15 protein-coding genes are annotated in these 14,810 nt (G+C 72.8%); 7 read left to right on the top strand and 8 right to left on the bottom strand.

Going from position 1 to position 14,810, the window contains the following annotated elements; translation table 11 throughout:
• Positions 1–53 precede the first annotated feature (53 nt).
• Positions 54–2,678, bottom strand: coding sequence for an ATP-dependent chaperone ClpB (clpB, locus tag AC07A4_RS31555; protein WP_478605203.1), 2,625 nt, complete (start codon positions 2,676–2,678; stop codon positions 54–56).
• 167 nt (positions 2,679–2,845) lie between these two features.
• Here clpB and AC07A4_RS31550 point away from each other — a divergent pair, with 167 nt between their 5' ends.
• Entirely contained in the window at positions 2,846–3,277 is a 432-nt protein-coding gene (locus tag AC07A4_RS31550) for a TIGR03618 family F420-dependent PPOX class oxidoreductase (protein ID WP_478605201.1), read from the top strand.
• 131 nt (positions 3,278–3,408) lie between these two features.
• Here AC07A4_RS31550 and AC07A4_RS31545 read toward each other — a convergent pair whose 3' ends face one another.
• Both AC07A4_RS31545 and AC07A4_RS31540 read right to left on the bottom strand, forming a co-directional pair.
• On the bottom strand, positions 3,409–3,768 hold the full coding sequence (locus AC07A4_RS31545) for a hypothetical protein (protein WP_478605198.1): 360 nt from the start codon (positions 3,766–3,768) through the stop codon (positions 3,409–3,411).
• Complete coding sequence (locus AC07A4_RS31540; protein WP_478605196.1) at positions 3,765–3,923, bottom strand: hypothetical protein; 159 nt, start codon at positions 3,921–3,923, stop codon at positions 3,765–3,767. Before AC07A4_RS31540 ends, AC07A4_RS31545 begins: the two co-directional genes overlap by 4 nt.
• Positions 3,924–4,078: 155 nt before the next feature.
• Here AC07A4_RS31540 and AC07A4_RS31535 point away from each other — a divergent pair, with 155 nt between their 5' ends.
• Genes AC07A4_RS31535 through AC07A4_RS31520 form a run of 4 tightly spaced genes read left to right on the top strand, consistent with a single transcriptional unit; the run spans position 4,079 to position 8,173 of the window.
• Complete coding sequence (locus tag AC07A4_RS31535) at positions 4,079–5,068, top strand: helix-turn-helix transcriptional regulator (protein WP_478605193.1); 990 nt, start codon at positions 4,079–4,081, stop codon at positions 5,066–5,068.
• On the top strand, positions 5,065–6,051 hold the full coding sequence (locus tag AC07A4_RS31530) for a helix-turn-helix transcriptional regulator (protein WP_478605191.1): 987 nt from the start codon (positions 5,065–5,067) through the stop codon (positions 6,049–6,051). The genes AC07A4_RS31535 and AC07A4_RS31530 overlap by 4 nt, the downstream gene beginning before the upstream one ends.
• Before the next feature lie 49 nt (positions 6,052–6,100).
• Positions 6,101–7,147 (top strand): helix-turn-helix transcriptional regulator, encoded by a 1,047-nt coding sequence (locus AC07A4_RS31525; protein WP_478605188.1) that lies wholly within the window; start codon positions 6,101–6,103, stop codon positions 7,145–7,147.
• Between the two features lie 51 nt (positions 7,148–7,198).
• A complete protein-coding gene (locus tag AC07A4_RS31520; RefSeq protein ID WP_478605185.1) occupies positions 7,199–8,173 on the top strand; it encodes a helix-turn-helix transcriptional regulator in 975 nt (324 codons plus the stop codon).
• Positions 8,174–8,220: 47 nt separating this feature from the next.
• On the opposite strand, the gene AC07A4_RS31515 is transcribed toward AC07A4_RS31520, so the two are convergent.
• The gene (locus AC07A4_RS31515) at positions 8,221–8,643 is read right to left on the bottom strand and encodes a hypothetical protein (protein ID WP_478605182.1); all 423 of its coding nucleotides are present in this window, start codon (positions 8,641–8,643) and stop codon (positions 8,221–8,223) included.
• 29 nt (positions 8,644–8,672) lie between these two features.
• The gene (locus AC07A4_RS31510; protein ID WP_478605180.1) at positions 8,673–9,374 is read right to left on the bottom strand and encodes an MmyB family transcriptional regulator; all 702 of its coding nucleotides are present in this window, start codon (positions 9,372–9,374) and stop codon (positions 8,673–8,675) included.
• 552 nt (positions 9,375–9,926) lie between these two features.
• Between AC07A4_RS31510 and AC07A4_RS31505 the strand changes: the two genes are divergently transcribed.
• Both AC07A4_RS31505 and AC07A4_RS31500 read left to right on the top strand, forming a co-directional pair.
• On the top strand, positions 9,927–11,003 hold the full coding sequence (locus tag AC07A4_RS31505) for a helix-turn-helix transcriptional regulator (protein WP_478605178.1): 1,077 nt from the start codon (positions 9,927–9,929) through the stop codon (positions 11,001–11,003).
• 42 nt (positions 11,004–11,045) lie between these two features.
• Positions 11,046–12,116 (top strand): helix-turn-helix transcriptional regulator, encoded by a 1,071-nt coding sequence (locus AC07A4_RS31500; RefSeq protein ID WP_478605175.1) that lies wholly within the window; start codon positions 11,046–11,048, stop codon positions 12,114–12,116.
• A gap of 267 nt (positions 12,117–12,383) precedes the next feature.
• Here the strand turns inward: AC07A4_RS31500 and AC07A4_RS31495 are convergent, their stop codons facing one another.
• From AC07A4_RS31495 to dnaJ, 3 genes are all read right to left on the bottom strand, one after another.
• Complete coding sequence (locus AC07A4_RS31495) at positions 12,384–12,896, bottom strand: hypothetical protein (RefSeq protein WP_478605172.1); 513 nt, start codon at positions 12,894–12,896, stop codon at positions 12,384–12,386.
• 250 nt (positions 12,897–13,146) lie between these two features.
• The gene (locus AC07A4_RS31490) at positions 13,147–13,602 is read right to left on the bottom strand and encodes a heat shock protein transcriptional repressor HspR (RefSeq protein ID WP_478605170.1); all 456 of its coding nucleotides are present in this window, start codon (positions 13,600–13,602) and stop codon (positions 13,147–13,149) included.
• 4 nt (positions 13,603–13,606) lie between these two features.
• Positions 13,607–14,794 carry a molecular chaperone DnaJ gene (gene dnaJ, locus AC07A4_RS31485; RefSeq protein ID WP_478605167.1) on the bottom strand — a complete coding sequence of 396 codons (1,188 nt, stop codon included), beginning with the start codon at positions 14,792–14,794 and terminating at the stop codon, positions 13,607–13,609.
• Positions 14,795–14,810: the final 16 nt, after the last annotated feature.

The following is a 14,810-nucleotide window of genomic DNA, read 5'->3' as shown; positions in this document are numbered from 1 at the left end:
CTCGCAACCCCCGCCCCCGGATGTGACCGGTTACAACGCCCCGCCCGCGCTCGCTACAGGGACTTTCCGGACGCCTCGGCCGCGGCGGGCCCCACGATGAGGTCGTCCCCGAAGACGTCCACGCGCACCGTGTCCCCGTCCTTGACCTCGCCCGCGAGGATCTCCTTGGCGAGCCGGTCGCCGATCGAGGTCTGGATCAGACGGCGCAGCGGCCGGGCGCCGTACGCCGGGTCGTTGCCCTTGTCCGCGAGCCAGGCGAGCGCCTCGGGCGTGACGTCGAGCGCGAGCCGCCGGTCGGCGAGGCGCCTGGCGAGCCGGTCGATCTGGAGCCGCGCGATCCGCGCCAGCTCGTCCTTGTCCAGGGCGGAGAACACCACCAGGTCGTCGAGCCGGTTCAGGAACTCCGGCTTGAACGAGGCCCGCACGACCTCCAGAACCTGCTCCTTCTTCTCGTGTTCGCTGGTCAGGGGCTCGACCAGGAACTGGCTCCCCAGGTTCGACGTCAGGATGAGGATGGTGTTGCGGAAGTCCACGGTCCGGCCCTGGCCGTCGGTGAGCCGCCCGTCGTCGAGCACCTGGAGCAGGACGTCGAAGACCTCCGGGTGCGCCTTCTCGACCTCGTCGAGCAGGACGACGGAGTACGGGCGCCGCCGCACCGCCTCGGTGAGCTGGCCGCCCTCCTCGTACCCGACGTAGCCGGGCGGGGCGCCGACGAGCCGCGCCACGCTGTGCTTCTCGCCGTACTCGCTCATGTCGATGCGGACCATGGCCCGCTCGTCGTCGAAGAGGAAGTCGGCGAGGGCCTTGGCCAGCTCGGTCTTGCCGACGCCGGTGGGGCCGAGGAAGAGGAAGGAGCCGGTGGGCCGGTCCGGGTCGGCGATCCCGGCGCGGGTGCGCCGCACGGCGTCGGAGACCGCCCGCACCGCCTCGCCCTGGCCGATGAGGCGCCTGCCCAGCTCGTCCTCCATGCGCAGCAATTTCTGCGTCTCGCCCTCCAGGAGGCGCCCGGCGGGGATGCCGGTCCAGGCGGCCACCACGTCCGCGATGTCGTCGGGCCCGACCTCCTCCTTGACCATGGTGTCGGCCTTCGTGCCCGCCTTGGCGGCCTCCTCCTCGGCCTCGGAGGCGGCCTCCAGGTCCCGCTCCAGGTCCGGGATCTCCCCGTACAGGAGCTTGCTCGCGGTGTCGAAGTCGCCGTCGCGCTGGGCGCGCTCGGCCTGGCCGCGCAGTTCGTCGAGCTTCTCCTTGAGCTCGCCGACGCGGTTGAGGGACTGCTTCTCCTTCTCCCAGCGGGCGGTGAGCCCGCGCAGCTCCTCCTCCTTGTCGGCGAGGTCGCGGCGCAGCTTCTCCAGGCGCTGCCGCGATGCCGGGTCGGTCTCCTTGCTGAGGGCGAGCTCCTCCATGCGCAGGCGGTCGACGGCCCGCTGGAGCTCGTCGATCTCCACCGGCGACGAGTCGATCTCCATGCGCAGGCGCGAGGCCGCCTCGTCGACGAGGTCGATGGCCTTGTCCGGCAGGAAGCGGGACGTGATGTACCGGTCGGAGAGGGTCGCGGCCGCGACCAGGGCGCTGTCCGCGATCTGCACCTTGTGGTGGGCCTCGTAGCGCCCCTTGAGCCCGCGCAGGATGGCGATGGAGTCCTCGACGGACGGCTCGGCGACCAGGACCTGCTGGAAGCGGCGCTCCAGGGCCGGGTCCTTCTCGATCCGCTCGCGGTACTCGTCCAGGGTCGTCGCGCCGACCATGCGCAGCTCGCCGCGGGCGAGCATGGGCTTGAGCATGTTCCCGGCGTCCATCGCGGAGTCGCCCCCGGCCCCGGCGCCGACCACGGTGTGCAGCTCGTCGATGAACGTGATGATCTGCCCGTCGCTCTCCTTGATCTCGGAGAGGACGGTCTTGAGGCGCTCCTCGAACTCGCCCCGGTACTTGGCCCCGGCGACCATGGCGCCGAGGTCGAGCGAGACGAGCCGCTTGTCCTTCAGGGACTCCGGCACGTCGCCCTTGACGATGCGCTGGGCGAGGCCCTCGACGACGGCGGTCTTGCCGACGCCGGGCTCGCCGATGAGCACCGGGTTGTTCTTCGTACGGCGGCTGAGCACCTGCACGACCCGCCGGATCTCCTGGTCGCGGCCGATCACCGGGTCGAGCTTGCCCTCGCGGGCGGCGGCGGTGAAGTCGGTGCCGAACTTCTCCAGGGCCTTGTACTGACCCTCGGGGTCGGCGGTGGTCACGCGGCGGCCTCCACGGCTCTGCTGGAACGCGCTGAGCAGCTTCTTCTCGGTGGCGCCGCTCGCGGCGAGCACCTCACCGGCGGCGCCGCCCTTGGCGGCGAGCCCGATCAGCAGGTGCTCGGTGGACAGATAGTCGTCGCCCAGGTCCTTCGCGTGCCGGGCGGCGTCGGCGATCACCGCGAGCAGCTCGCGGTTGGGCTGGGGCGGCGCGACCGTCGACCCGGTGACGCTGGGCTGCGCGGCGAGCACGCGCTCGGCGCCCGCGCGCACCGCCGCCTGGTCGGCCCCGACGGCGGCCAGCAGGTCGGTGATGTTCTCGTTGTCCTGGCCCTCCAGGAGCGCCAGGAGCAGATGCGCGGGGGTCAGGTCCGGATGGCCTGCGGACACGGCCCGGCTCGTCGCCGCGTTGATCGCGTCCCGGCTCCTGTTCGTCAGCTCGGCGTCCACTTGGGGCGTCTCCTCCTTGCGGCTTGGCGCTCGACGTACTCGTGCGTACGGGTGCTGTGCGGGTGCCCTCCGGGGACTCCCTCATACTGACTCAGCCAACGTACATAAAGTTGAGTCTATTCCACTCAAGGCGAGGGCCGGAAGCCCGACCGGCTACCTTCCCGCTCATGGCCATCGACCTCGGCGCCCCGCCCGCGCCCTACCTCAGCTTCTGGCGGGAACGCCATCTCTGCACCCTGACGACGCTGCGCCCCGACGGCACCCCGCACGTGGTCCCGGTCGGCGTGACCTACGACCCCGAGACGCGGGTGGCCCGCGTGCTCGCCAGCGGGACGAGCCGCAAGGCGGTCAACGTCCTGCGCGCGGCGGCGGCGGGCGGGCCCGGCGCGCGGGTCGCGGTCTGCCAGGTCGACGGACGGCGCTGGGCGACCCTGGAGGGCTGGGCGACGGCCACCAGGGAGCCGGAGCGGGTGGCCGAGGGCGAGCGGCGCTACGCGGAGCGCTACGGGCACCCGCCGCGGGTGAACCCCGAGCGGGTGGTGATCGAGATCGCGGTGGACCGCGCGCTCGGCAACGTGAAGGCGCCTCCGGCGGCCTGAGCGCACCGGCCTCCCGGCGCGCTCCTTGGCCGCACCCGCGCACACCACAGCGGCGCCACCGTGTTCAGGTCCACGGTGGCGCCGCTGCTGGGGGAAGCACCTGCGCGATTTACAACGACGGGGGAATCGCGTCAGGCGCTGCGGGGGGTGGCTGTGAGGGGGTCGTGGGCAGTGGCGCGCTCGAGGGCGTCCTGCTGCTTGCGCTTGCCGATCAGCTGGTGGTCACGCTGGTCGAGGTTGACGAAGACCATGCCGTAGCGCACGGCGCACCGCACGGGCTGGGGCGCGCCGCGGGGGCGGCGCAGGCAGCGGTAGGCGCGGATGTCCTCGTCGTCGTCGCGGACGATGATGACGGGCTCTCCGACCAGGGTCACCATCAGCGAGTCACCGGCGTGGGGGATCGCGGTGACGAGGTCGATGAAGTGCCAGCCGGATCGGTAGGCCGTGGCCATTTCCCGGCGGAAGGTGCGGTCATCGGGCGGCGTGGTCATGCCTCGCCACCCTTCGGCGCCACGATCCAGCCGAGGTCCGGCGGCTCGGCGGCCGCGGATTCCGCGGAGTCCTGGACCTTCGGCTGGTGCCAGCCGAGGTCGAGAGTGCCCACCGCCCCCAGGACCAGCCCTGCCGAGAGGGTGGTGACAAGCACCGAGCGAAGCATGCGCTTATACATGGTCGGCTTCGTCCTCACTTGATAGGTTCCTCTCCCCCGGCACAACAAGACGATGTCTCAATCGAGCACGTCAAAGCCACAGGGTGGATGCATCATGTTCCTGCACGTTCAGGACCCTGGGGGGTGGAGAATTGCTCACAACAGATGCGAAACCGACACATCCTCACCCCACAACCCCACTTTGCGGTGAGGGTGCGAGGTTGTACGCCCACGCGTTGAGCCATGGGCGGCTCGCGCGGGCGGAGGCCGAGAAGGCACCTTGCCTTCTGGAGTCCGCACTTCTGCACCCGGACCCCGACGACCCGGACTGGCTCCTGCCGGTGCCGCCGACCACGGCACTGGCACAGCGCCTCCACCCCCTGGAGCGTGAAATCCAGGAGCGGCGCCGGATGGCGGTCGAGCTGACCGACGTCTTCGAGCCATTCATGGCCCTGACCACACGCGTCGAACCGGCGACGAACGCCATCACCGTGCTCGAGGGCGAAGTGCGCATCAACGAGGCCATCGAGCGCGCCACCGAGGAGTGCCGCTACGAGGTCCTCACCGTGCAGCCCGGCGGCGGGCGCAGCGAACACGTCCTGAATGACGCCCTGAAGCGTGGACAGACGATCCTCGATCGCGGTATCACCATGCGCACCCTCTACCAACACACCGTCAGGCACAGCCAGGGGACACTCGCCTACGCCGCGGCCATGTCCAAGGGCAACGTGAGGATACGGACGCTGGAAGAGCTGATCGACCGACTCATGATCTTCGACCGTACCGTCGCCATCCTGCCCGCGCGCGCCGACCGCCAGGACGCCCTGGAGGTCCGGCAGCCCGCGCTGATCGAGTACCTCGCCAAGGTCTTCGAGCAGCAGTGGCAGCAGGCCACCCCGCTGCACGACGAGGTGCCCTACCCGCCGTCCACCAACGGCATCACGGGCGTCCAGCGCTCCATCGCCCGGCTGCTCATCGAGGGCCACGTCGACGAGGCGATCGCCCGCCGCCTCGGCATGAACGTACGCACCTGCCGCGCCCACATAGCCAAGATCGCGGCCGCCCTCGGCAGCGGGAGCCGCGCCCAGCTCGGCTACCTCATCGCCCAGTCCGGCCTGCTCGAGCAGGACAAGCCGAAATGACCACCGAGCCCCGGCGCCACCCGCACACCCACGGACCCGACGAGCTGTGCGAGGCGGGCTCGGCCCTCTACGCCCGGGCCCTGCGCGAGGGCCGCGTACCGCACCAGGACGCCGACGCGACGCCCTGCCTCATCGACTTCGGCCTGCTGCACCCGGACATCGAGGACATGCGCTGGCTGCGCCCCACATCGCCGGCCGTCGCCCTGCCGCAGCTGCTTCGCGGCATCGAGGACCGCATCGCCCAGCAGCGCCGCCGCGAGGAGCGCCTGACGGCGATGTTCGAGCCGCTCCTGGCCCTGGACGCGCACCACACCACGGGCACCGAGAACCCCGACATCACCGTCCTGGAGGGCTTCGAGCGGATCAACGCCGCCATCACCAGGGCCACGGCCGACGCCCGCGAGGAGCTGCGCACCGTGCAGCCCGGCGGCGCCCGCTCCCCGGAGATCCTGGCCGACGCGCTGCCGCGCGAGCAGGAGTTCCTGTCCCGCGGCTGCCGCATGCGCACCCTGTACCAGCACACGACACGGCACTCCCTGCCCGCCCTCGCCCACTACGAGCAACTGGACGGGGACGTAGAGGTCCGCACGCTCAACGAAGTAACCGAACGCATGGTCGTCATGGACCACGCGGTGGCCTTCATCCCCGCGAGCAAGGACCGCACCGTAGCCCTGGAGATACGCCAGCCCGCGATCGTCGACTACCTCATCACCACCTTCGAACGCCTGTGGCGGCTCGCCACACCGATGTACCCCCACGCGGCACAGCTGCCCGCCGAGAACGGCGTCACCACTCGCCAGCGGGCCATAGCGGAACTCCTCATCGAGGGCCTGACCGACACCGAGATCGCAACGCGGCTCGGCATGAACGTCCGCACCGCACGCGAGCACATCGCCAAACTCGCCGCGATCCTCGGCAGCAACAGCCGGGCCCAACTCGGCTTCCTCATTGGCCAGTCGGGGCTGCTGAACCAGAATCACTAGCTGCCGGGCGTGAGCCGTGCCCTCAAGTGAGGGCGGGAGGGGCAGCAGCATGACGACGGAGCACGAGCACATACCGCACGGGGCGGGCGAGCTGTGCGAGGCGGGTCAGGACGCCTACGTCCGCGCTCTCGAAGAGGGGCGCCTGCCCGTGGCGGAGGCCCGGCGAACGCCCTGCCTCCTGGACCTTGGCCTGGTGGCCCCCGACGCGCCCGATGTCCCTGACCCCGCTGGCGCCCGTGACGCCCCCGACGCGCCCGACGCATCAGACACACCGGACGCGATCTGGGTGCGCCCCGTCGCCCCCGCCGCCGCCCTGCCGCGGCTGCTGCACACCGTCGAGTCCGGCATCTCCCAGCAGCGGGCCCGCGCGGCCCGGCTGAGCACCGCGCTCGAGCGGCTCACCGCGCCGCACGTCTGGCGGCCCCACGAAGAGACCTGCTGGGGCGTCCTCTTAGAGGGCGCCGCACGCGTCGACGAGGCCCTCGACCGCGCCGTGGCGGAGACCTCCAAGGAACTCCTCGTCATCCAGCCGGGCGGCGGCAGGCCCACCTCGCCGCCGCCTCCGCGCGCGCTGCGCCAGGCCCAGCGGATCCTCGACCGGGGCGGCCGCATGCGCACCCTCCACCAGGACACGGCCCGCCACCGCGCGCCCGCCCTCGCCGACTACGCGCGCCTGGACGGCGACGTCGAGGTCCGCACCCTGGACGAACTGCCCAAGCGGCTCCTGGTGTTCGACCGCAGCGTCGCCTTCATCCCCGCGGGCCCGGGCCGCCCCGACGCGCAGCTGGAGCTCCGCAGCCCCGCCGTCATCTCCCACCTGGCCGCCACCTTCAGCCTCCTGTGGCAGCTGGCGACGCCGATGTGGCCCGAAACCGCACCGCGGCCCTCCCGGCACGGCATCACCCCCCGCCAGCACGCCATCGCCGACCTCCTCGTCGAAGGCCTCACCGACACCGAGATCGCCGCCCGCCTCGGCATGAACGTCCGCACCGCGCGCGTCCACATCGCCAAGCTCTCCGCGATCCTCGGCAGCAGCAGCCGGGCGCAGCTCGGATATCTGATTGGACAGTCAGGCATCCTCGACCAGAATCGTTAGGGCACGACCGCCCAGGGCCACGCTCCGGGCGACGCGGGGAGGCGTGAGGGCGTGGTTGGGGAGCATGACGCGCACAGCGACCAGGAGCTGTGCGAGGCGGGGCACGCGTGGTACGTGCGCGCCCTTGACGAGGGCCGCGTCCGGCGCGACGAGGCCGAGCTCGCGGCGCCCTGCGCCATCGGGCTCGGGCTGCTGCGGCCCGGCCCGCACGACGACGGGTGGCTGCGCCCCGCCGCCCCGGCCACGGCCCTGGCCCGGCTGCTCCAGGACGCGGGGGACGCCGTCGCCGAGCAGCGCGGGCGCCAGGTGCGGCTCGCCGCCTCCTTCGAGTCCCTCCTGGAGCTGCCGCGCGGCCCCCAGGCGCGGCCCGGCAGCGGCGTCACCGTCCGGGAGGGCCTGCCGGCGATCCAGGAGGCCGTGTTCCGGGCGGCGGGCGACGCCAGGAACGAGATCCTCACCATCCAGCCCGGCGGCCAGCGCCCGCCCGCGCGGCTTCCGGACGCCCTCCCCTTCGAGCAGGGCATCCTCGACCTGGGCGGCCGCATCCGCACGCTCTACCAGCACACCACCCGCCACTCCATGCCCGCCCTCGCCCACTACGAGCAGCTGGACGGGGACGTGGAGGTCCGCAGCATGGACGAACTGCCCGAGCGGCTCATCGTCTTCGACCGGACCGTGGCGTTCCTGCATGTGTCCCGCAGTCCGGCCGCGGCCCTGGAGCTGCGCCGCGCCCCGGTGGTCAGCTATCTCGCGGCGCTGTTCGAGCTGCTGTGGCGGTTCGCGACGCCGATGTATCCGCGCGCCGCCGAGCTGGCGTCCCACCACGGCGTCACCCCCCGCCAGCAGGCGATCGCCGCCCTCCTCACCGAGGGCCTCACCGACGCCGGGATCGCCGAGCGCCTCGGCATGAACGTCCGCACCACGCGCGAGCACATCGCGCGGCTCGCCACCGTCCTCGGCAGCACCAGCCGGGCCCAACTCGGCTATCTCATCGGCCAGTCGGGCATCCTGGACCACCGCCGGTGACCCCGGCCGCAGCCGCCCGCCCCCCGTAGTGCCCCCAGAAGTGCCCCCTAGTAGTGGTACACCCGCTGCAGCGGCAGCCCCAGGGCCCGCAGGGCCTCGCGGACCACGTGCTCCCCGTCGAGGCTGTCCGCGCCCAGGCGCAGGGCCGCCGACTGCTCCCAGCGCACCGACGAAGGACGCCCCATGGTCACCCGCCACACCAGCGACGCGTCCGTGCCCTCGTCGTCCCCGGGGTCGAGGGAGATGTTCAGGACCCGCACCACGGAGACCTTCGCCACCACCTGCAACGGGAAGCCGCCGGAGACGAGAGGGCGGTCGACGACCCAGGTCACGGGGTAGCCGCGGCCGTTGAGGTCGTCGGCGATCACCCGCACGGCGGCCGCGTGGCGGCCGGGCGTGCGGACCTTGCCGGGCGGCGCCGCCGCGTCCCCGCCGGGCCCGGGGGCATCGCGCACCCCGGCTGCCTCCATCGCGCTCACCTCGCTCACCGCCCGCGCCGTCACGGCCGGTCGGGGCCGGTCAGGGGCGCCCCCGGACGTTCGGGGTCGAAGAGCAGGACCACATGGCGCGCCCCCCGCGCACAGGCGGGCTCCGACATCAGCACCGTCACCGTCCCCGGGCCCCGTCTGGGGTGCCGCAGCGGCAGCACCTCGTCCCTCGACCGTACGGAGAGCTCGGTGCTGCGCCGGTAGATGGGCCCGGCGGCCCCGTCCCCGAGCACGTCGTGGTGCAGCTGGGTGAGCGCGGCGTTGCCCGGGTCCTTGATCCGGGCGAGCCGCAGCTGGTTCAGCACGGACGGCGCCCACCGCGTCCCCCACTCCATGAGGACGCTCTCCCTGGCCTCGGGGGCCAGCGCGATCCAGCGCAGGGCGTTCGCGGGCACCGCCCCGTCCGCGAACAGCTCCGCGAACCGCTCGTTGTACGCGACGAGGTCCCACTGGGAGTTCAGGACGTACGCCATCTCGCGCTGCCCGGCGACGGCCCGCTGCCAGGCGGCGACGGACGCCTCGGCGATGCCGTCGTCGGGCGACAGCGAGCGCGGCGGGCACTGGCCGAGCGCGAGCAGGTAGACCTGGGTGAACTCGTCCTCGGTCATGCGGAGAATGCGGCCGACGTCGCGCAGATAGTCGTCGCGCGGTGAAATCCGGCCGCTCTCGAATCGGTGGTAGGTGCCCACGGCCCTGTTGGTGAGAATGTCCATATCGGGCTGCGAGAGCCCGGTAACGCGCGGGCCTGGCCGCCGGGTTGGTTTGGGATTCAACCCGACTTCCTCGGGCCTGATGCGGGCGCGCAGCCTTCGCAGTATTCCCCGCAGTCCGCTCTCGTCCACCCCTGCCCCCCTTCGGCGCGCCCCCGGGACCGCGGTTCCGCGAGCGCGTTGTCTGCACCATAAGGCCAAGGGCGACGCCGACCAATGGACCCGCCCGCGCGTCGGGCGGGCCCGGCACCGGATTCCCGGCGGCGGCCGCCGGACCCCGGCCCGGCGGCTCGGCTTCCCGACAAAGGAGCAGTAGCTGGTCATGGCATCCATGTACGACATGCGTCCCGCCTCCGGGACCACGGCGGGGGCGGGGGGACCGCGGGCGGCCGTACCCGGGACACGTACGTTGAACGCTGAATAATTGGTCCCCGATTGCTAGGAATAGCCCTGCCATTGAAGCCAGATGACGCGTTGACAACAATGGAAGCTCAGGTGCAGCACCGTCATGCGCAGGCACACCACGCACCGGGCGGGAGGAGCAGAGGGAGCGCCGTGCCGGACGGAGCGACGCGGGAGCCGGGCCCCCGGGGCGAAGACCCGGACGCGGCGGGCGGGCGCCCCCCGCACGAGCCCCACGAGCCCCACGAGCCGCGCGCACGGCAGCCGCACCCCCACCCGCGCGAGGAGCTCTGCGAAGCGGGCCGCGCCCTGTACGCCCGCGCCCTCCACGCGGGCCGCGTCCCCGCCGCCGAGGCCGCCGACGCCGCCTGCGCGCTCGCCACCGGGCTCCTTTACCCCGACGCGGCGGACGGCGCCTGGCTGCTCCCCACCGCCCCGGTCGTGGCCCTGCCCCGGATGCTCGACGGCATCGAACGCCGCGTCGCCCTGCACCGCGACCGGGCGGCCCGACTCGCCGCCGCCTTCGAGCCGTTCATCCGCGAGGGCCCCGCGCGGGCCCTCGAGACGGCGGCGGCCCAGGTGACGGTGCTCCAGGGCACCCCCAGGATCAGGAGGGCGGTGCGCCAGGCCACCGCCGACGCCTGCCGGGAGATCCTCACGATCCGGCCGAGCGGCGCCCGCCCCCGGCTGCTTCCGCACGACGAGCCCTGGCTCATGGCGGAGTTCGCCGCGCGCGGCGGTCAGCTGCGCACGCTCGCCAGGCCGCCGGGCGACGCCCCCGCGCCGCCACCGCCCGCGCGCCACGCCGGGCCCGCCGCCGAGGGCGAGGTGCGCGTCCTGGACGAACTTCCTTCGTGCCTGCTGGTGTTCGACAGGAACGTGGCCTTCATTCCGTCCTTCGAAAACGTCGAGATCGCTTTCGAAGTGCGCTCGCCCGCGCTGATCTCCTACGTCGCCACGGCCTTCGACATTCTCTGGCGGCTCGCCACGCCACTGCGCCGCGCGGCCGCCCCACGACCGCCGGACAAGGCGATCTCACCCGTACAGCTGGAGATAGCCCGCCTTCTCACCGAAGGCCTCACCGACATGGAAATCGCGGGCCGCCTCGATCTCAACGTCCGTACCGTACGGGTCCACATCGCCAGGGTGGCCGCCGTTCTCGGCAGCGCGAGCCGGACCCAACTCGGCTTTCTCATCAGTCAGTCCGGAATACTCGAACGCCATTCCTGAACCGGAAATCCCGGGCGGTGTCAGCGGGGAGGCAGCACCAGCATGGCCCAAGGACGCGGACCGCACCGCAAGAGACCCGAGAGACCCCGGAAACCCGAGACGCCCCCGGAACCGCACCGCCCCCACCGGGCCGACGACCCCTGTGCCGCCGGTCCCGCGCTCTACGCCCGCGCCCTGCGCGAGGGCCGCCTCCGGGCCGAGGACGCCGAACGGGCGCCCTGCCTGGTCGACTTCGGCCTGCTGCACCCGGACATCGACGACATGCGCTGGCTCCGGCCGAGCTCCCCCTCCGGCGCGCTCCTTCGGCTGCTGCGCGGCATCGAGGAGGACGTGGCCCACGAGCGCCGCCGCGAGGCCGGCCTGAGCGCGGACTTCGCGCCGCTCATCGCCCTGGCCCGCGAGGCCGCGCGCGGCCCCTCGTACGTCCTGGCGCCCGGCGGGGCGCCGCCGTCGGCCGCGATCACCGTGCTCAGGGGCCTGCCGCGGATCGCGGAGGCCATCGACCGGGCCGTGGGCGACTGCGCCGACGAGGTCCTGACCGTCCAGCCCGGCGGCTTCCGCACCATCGCGGACCTGGGCTTCGCGCCGCCGCGCGAACAGGCCCTGCTCTCCCGTGGCTGCCGCACCCGCACCCTGTACCAGCACACGACCCGGCACGCCCCGCCCGTGATCGCCCACTTCGAGCAGCTGGACGGGGACGTCGAGGTGCGCACGCTGAGCGAGGTCCCCGAGCAGCTGGTCGTCTTCGACCGGACGGTCGCCTTCCTGCCCGCCGACCGGGACTTCACCCGGGCCCTGGAGGTCCGGGCGCCCGCCGTCGTCGACTATCTGGCCGCCCTGTTCGACCAGCTGTGGCGGCTGGCCACGCCGATGTTCCCGCACCCGGCGCCGCAGCCCGCGCGCGGCGGCCTCACCACCCGCCAGCGCGCCATCGCCGAACTCCTCACCGAGGGCCTCACCGACGCCGAGGTCGCCGAGCGCCTCGGCATGAACGTCCGTACCGTACGCGTCCACATCGCCAAGCTGTCCAGGCTCCTCGGCAGCACCAGCCGCACCCAGCTCGGCTACCTCATCGGGCAGTCACGCATCCTCGGCCCCCACGGACCCAACTGATTCACGAAAGTCCGGAATTGGGCCCACTTGCCCCCGCCTCCGCCCGTTGCACCGCAACAAGATGACGGTAGCGGCGGGCGGGCGGGGCACTGCATCGTGGTGACCGTCGCAGGGAGGGGGCCAGTCCCGTTCGGGCACTGGAACCGGACCCGCTGCCAGCGGCGCCCGTGGCTCTGTCGTGGTCTCCCCCCGCAGGGTCGCGCTTCCCTAGGTCGCCCTGGTCTGGTCGCTCCCCGTGGCCGGGCCGGGGCGTTCAGGCGCGCGCGGTCAGACGTCCGCGGCGGCGTCCCCGGTCCACTCCCGCAGCAGCCGCTCGCGCTCCTCGCGCCGGGGCGTCCCGCCCTCGTGCGCGCGGCCCCAGGCGGCCATCGCCGACAGCGTGGTCAGCAGCGTGGCGGCGCCCTCGGTGAGGCGGGCGAGCAGCGCGCGCGACAGGTCGTACTCCCGCTGCGAGTAGCCGGACGCCGCCGAGACGTACGCCGTCAGCTCGACCTCGTCGGCGGGCGTCTCCACACACACCGTCATCGAGGGGGCCTCGTCGCCGCCGCCGAGACCCACCGTGAGGGCCATGTCCACGACCATGCCGACCTGGCGCCGCAGGGACTTCACGGGGACGTCCTCGACGGTGAGCGCCCGCACGTCGTCCCACGGCCACAGGCCCGTCTGCTGGTGCCCGAGACCGACGACGCCCTCGGGCGTCAGGCGCACACCGGGGGCGAGGCCGGACGGCTTCGAGCCCACGTAGACGTCGCCCTCGGCGATCCAGAACAACCCCACCATGGCCATTGGAGAATCCAGCTTTCCCGTGAAGACGACACGCCAGCCTGCCAACTATAGGAGCGCGCCGCGCCGCCTCCCGTTCCCGTCCCGGAAGGCTCCGTCTCCCGTGCCGGAAGGCCGCGTCGCCGCCGCCGCGCACGCGCCCGGCGCACGGCGGCCCGGACACGCCGAAGGCCGGCCCGGCGCGCACGAGTTCGTGCGCGCCAGACCGGCCCATGAGACTGGTGAGGCTGGTGAGGGCCTCGGCGCGTTACTGCTCCGGCGACCTCTTGGGCCGCCACACCACGAGCGCGCTCGCCTGCTGCACGTCCTGGTACGGCACCAGGTCGCGGCGGTAGGAGGCGTGCACCTGGGCCTCGCGCTGGCGCATCGCGGCCGCGGCGCCCTCGACCGCCGACGACAGCTCGGCGACCCGGGACTGCAGCGCGGCGACCTGGTTCTCCAGCTCGATGATGCGCTTGATGCCCGCGAGGTTGATGCCCTCCTCCTGGGAGAGCTGCTGGACCGTGCGCAGCAGTTCGATGTCCCGGGCCGAATACCGGCGGCCCCGGCCCGCGGTGCGGTCCGGGGAGACCAGGCCGAGGCGGTCGTACTGCCGCAGCGTCTGCGGGTGGAGACCGGAGAGCTGGGCCGCCACCGAGATGACGTACACCGGGGTCTCGTCCGTCAGTTGATACGGGTTGCGTCGGCGGCCGTCCCGCTCCATGAGGTCACGCTCCCTTCGCGGCCTTGAACAGTTCTGCCCGCGGATCGAGATCCGCAGTCGCCTTCCGGTACGCCTCCAGGGCCTCCTGCGCCGCGGGGGACAGTGTCGCCGGAACGGACACCTCCACCGTGACGAGCAGGTCCGCGGGGGTGCCGTCCTTGCGGGCCGGGCCCTTGCCGCGGACCCGCATGGTGCGGCCGTTCGGCGTGCCGGGCGGCAGCTTGAGGGTGACGGGGGTGCCGCCGAGCGTGGGCACCCGCACCTCACCGCCGAGGGCGGCCTCGGCGAGGGTCACCGGGACCGTCACCGTCAGGTTGTCGCCCTTGCGGCCGAAGACCGGATGCGTGTCCACATGCACCACCACATACAGATCGCCCGCCGGGCCGCCGCGTTCGCCGGGCCCGCCCTTGCCGCGCAGCCGGATCCGCTGGCCGTCGCTGACGCCCGCGGGGATGCGCACCTGCATCGTCCGCGACGACTTCGCGCGGCCGCTGCCGTGACACACCTCGCAGGGCGTTTCGGCGATCAGGCCGCGGCCCTTGCAGTCCACGCAGGGGTCGGTGAGGGAGAACCCGCCACCGCCGCCCCGGGAGACCTGGCCGGTGCCCACGCAGGTGGGGCAGACCCGTGGCGTGCCGTTCTTGTCGCCGGTGCCCGAGCACGCCTTGCAGGGGGCCTGGGAGGACATGCGCAGCGGAACCGTCGCGCCCTCCACCGCCTCCGTGAAGCTCAGCGTGACCTCGGACTCGATGTCCTGGCCCCGGCGCGGCTGGGTGCGCGGGCCAGGGCCCGGGCCGCCGCGGTTGAACAGGCCCCCGAAGACGTCACCGAGGCCGCCCCCGAAGCCGCCGGCGCCCGCTCCCCCGCCGCCCTGGGCGCCGCCTCCGAAGAGGTCGCCCAGGTCGAAGTTGAACGTGCCGCCGCCCGCTCCGGGGCCCGACCGGAATCCGCCGTTGCCGAAGAGCGCGCGAGCCTCGTCGTACTCCTTGCGCTTCTTCGGGTCGCCGAGGACGTCGTTCGCCTCGGAGATCTCCTTGAAGCGCTCCTCGGCCTTCGCGTTGCCCTTGTTGGCGTCCGGGTGGTTCTCGCGGGCGAGCTTCCGGTACGCCTTCTTGATCTCGGCTTCGGTGGCGTCCTTGGGGACGCCGAGGACCTTGTAGTAGTCCTTCTCGATGAAGTCCTTGGTGCTCATCCCCGACGTCCCTCCT

It is taken from the genome of Streptomyces sp. NPDC043996 (assembly GCF_056435225.1).
Note: the sequence above shows the minus strand (reverse complement) of the source record. Positions and strands in the feature narration are given on the sequence as shown.

Coding starts and splice junctions, on each gene's coding strand:
- AC07A4_RS31550 (WP_478605201.1), top strand. CDS start 2,846: ATGGCCATCGACCTCGGCGCCCCGCCCGCGCCCTACCTCAGCTTCTGG.
- AC07A4_RS31545 (WP_478605198.1), bottom strand. CDS start 3,768: ATGACCACGCCGCCCGATGACCGCACCTTCCGCCGGGAAATGGCCACG.
- AC07A4_RS31530 (WP_478605191.1), top strand. CDS start 5,065: ATGACCACCGAGCCCCGGCGCCACCCGCACACCCACGGACCCGACGAG.
- AC07A4_RS31525 (WP_478605188.1), top strand. CDS start 6,101: ATGACGACGGAGCACGAGCACATACCGCACGGGGCGGGCGAGCTGTGC.
- AC07A4_RS31515 (WP_478605182.1), bottom strand. CDS start 8,643: ATGGAGGCAGCCGGGGTGCGCGATGCCCCCGGGCCCGGCGGGGACGCG.
- AC07A4_RS31510 (WP_478605180.1), bottom strand. CDS start 9,374: ATGGACATTCTCACCAACAGGGCCGTGGGCACCTACCACCGATTCGAG.
- AC07A4_RS31500 (WP_478605175.1), top strand. CDS start 11,046: ATGGCCCAAGGACGCGGACCGCACCGCAAGAGACCCGAGAGACCCCGG.
- AC07A4_RS31495 (WP_478605172.1), bottom strand. CDS start 12,896: ATGGTGGGGTTGTTCTGGATCGCCGAGGGCGACGTCTACGTGGGCTCG.
- AC07A4_RS31490 (WP_478605170.1), bottom strand. CDS start 13,602: ATGGAGCGGGACGGCCGCCGACGCAACCCGTATCAACTGACGGACGAG.
- dnaJ (WP_478605167.1), bottom strand. CDS start 14,794: ATGAGCACCAAGGACTTCATCGAGAAGGACTACTACAAGGTCCTCGGC.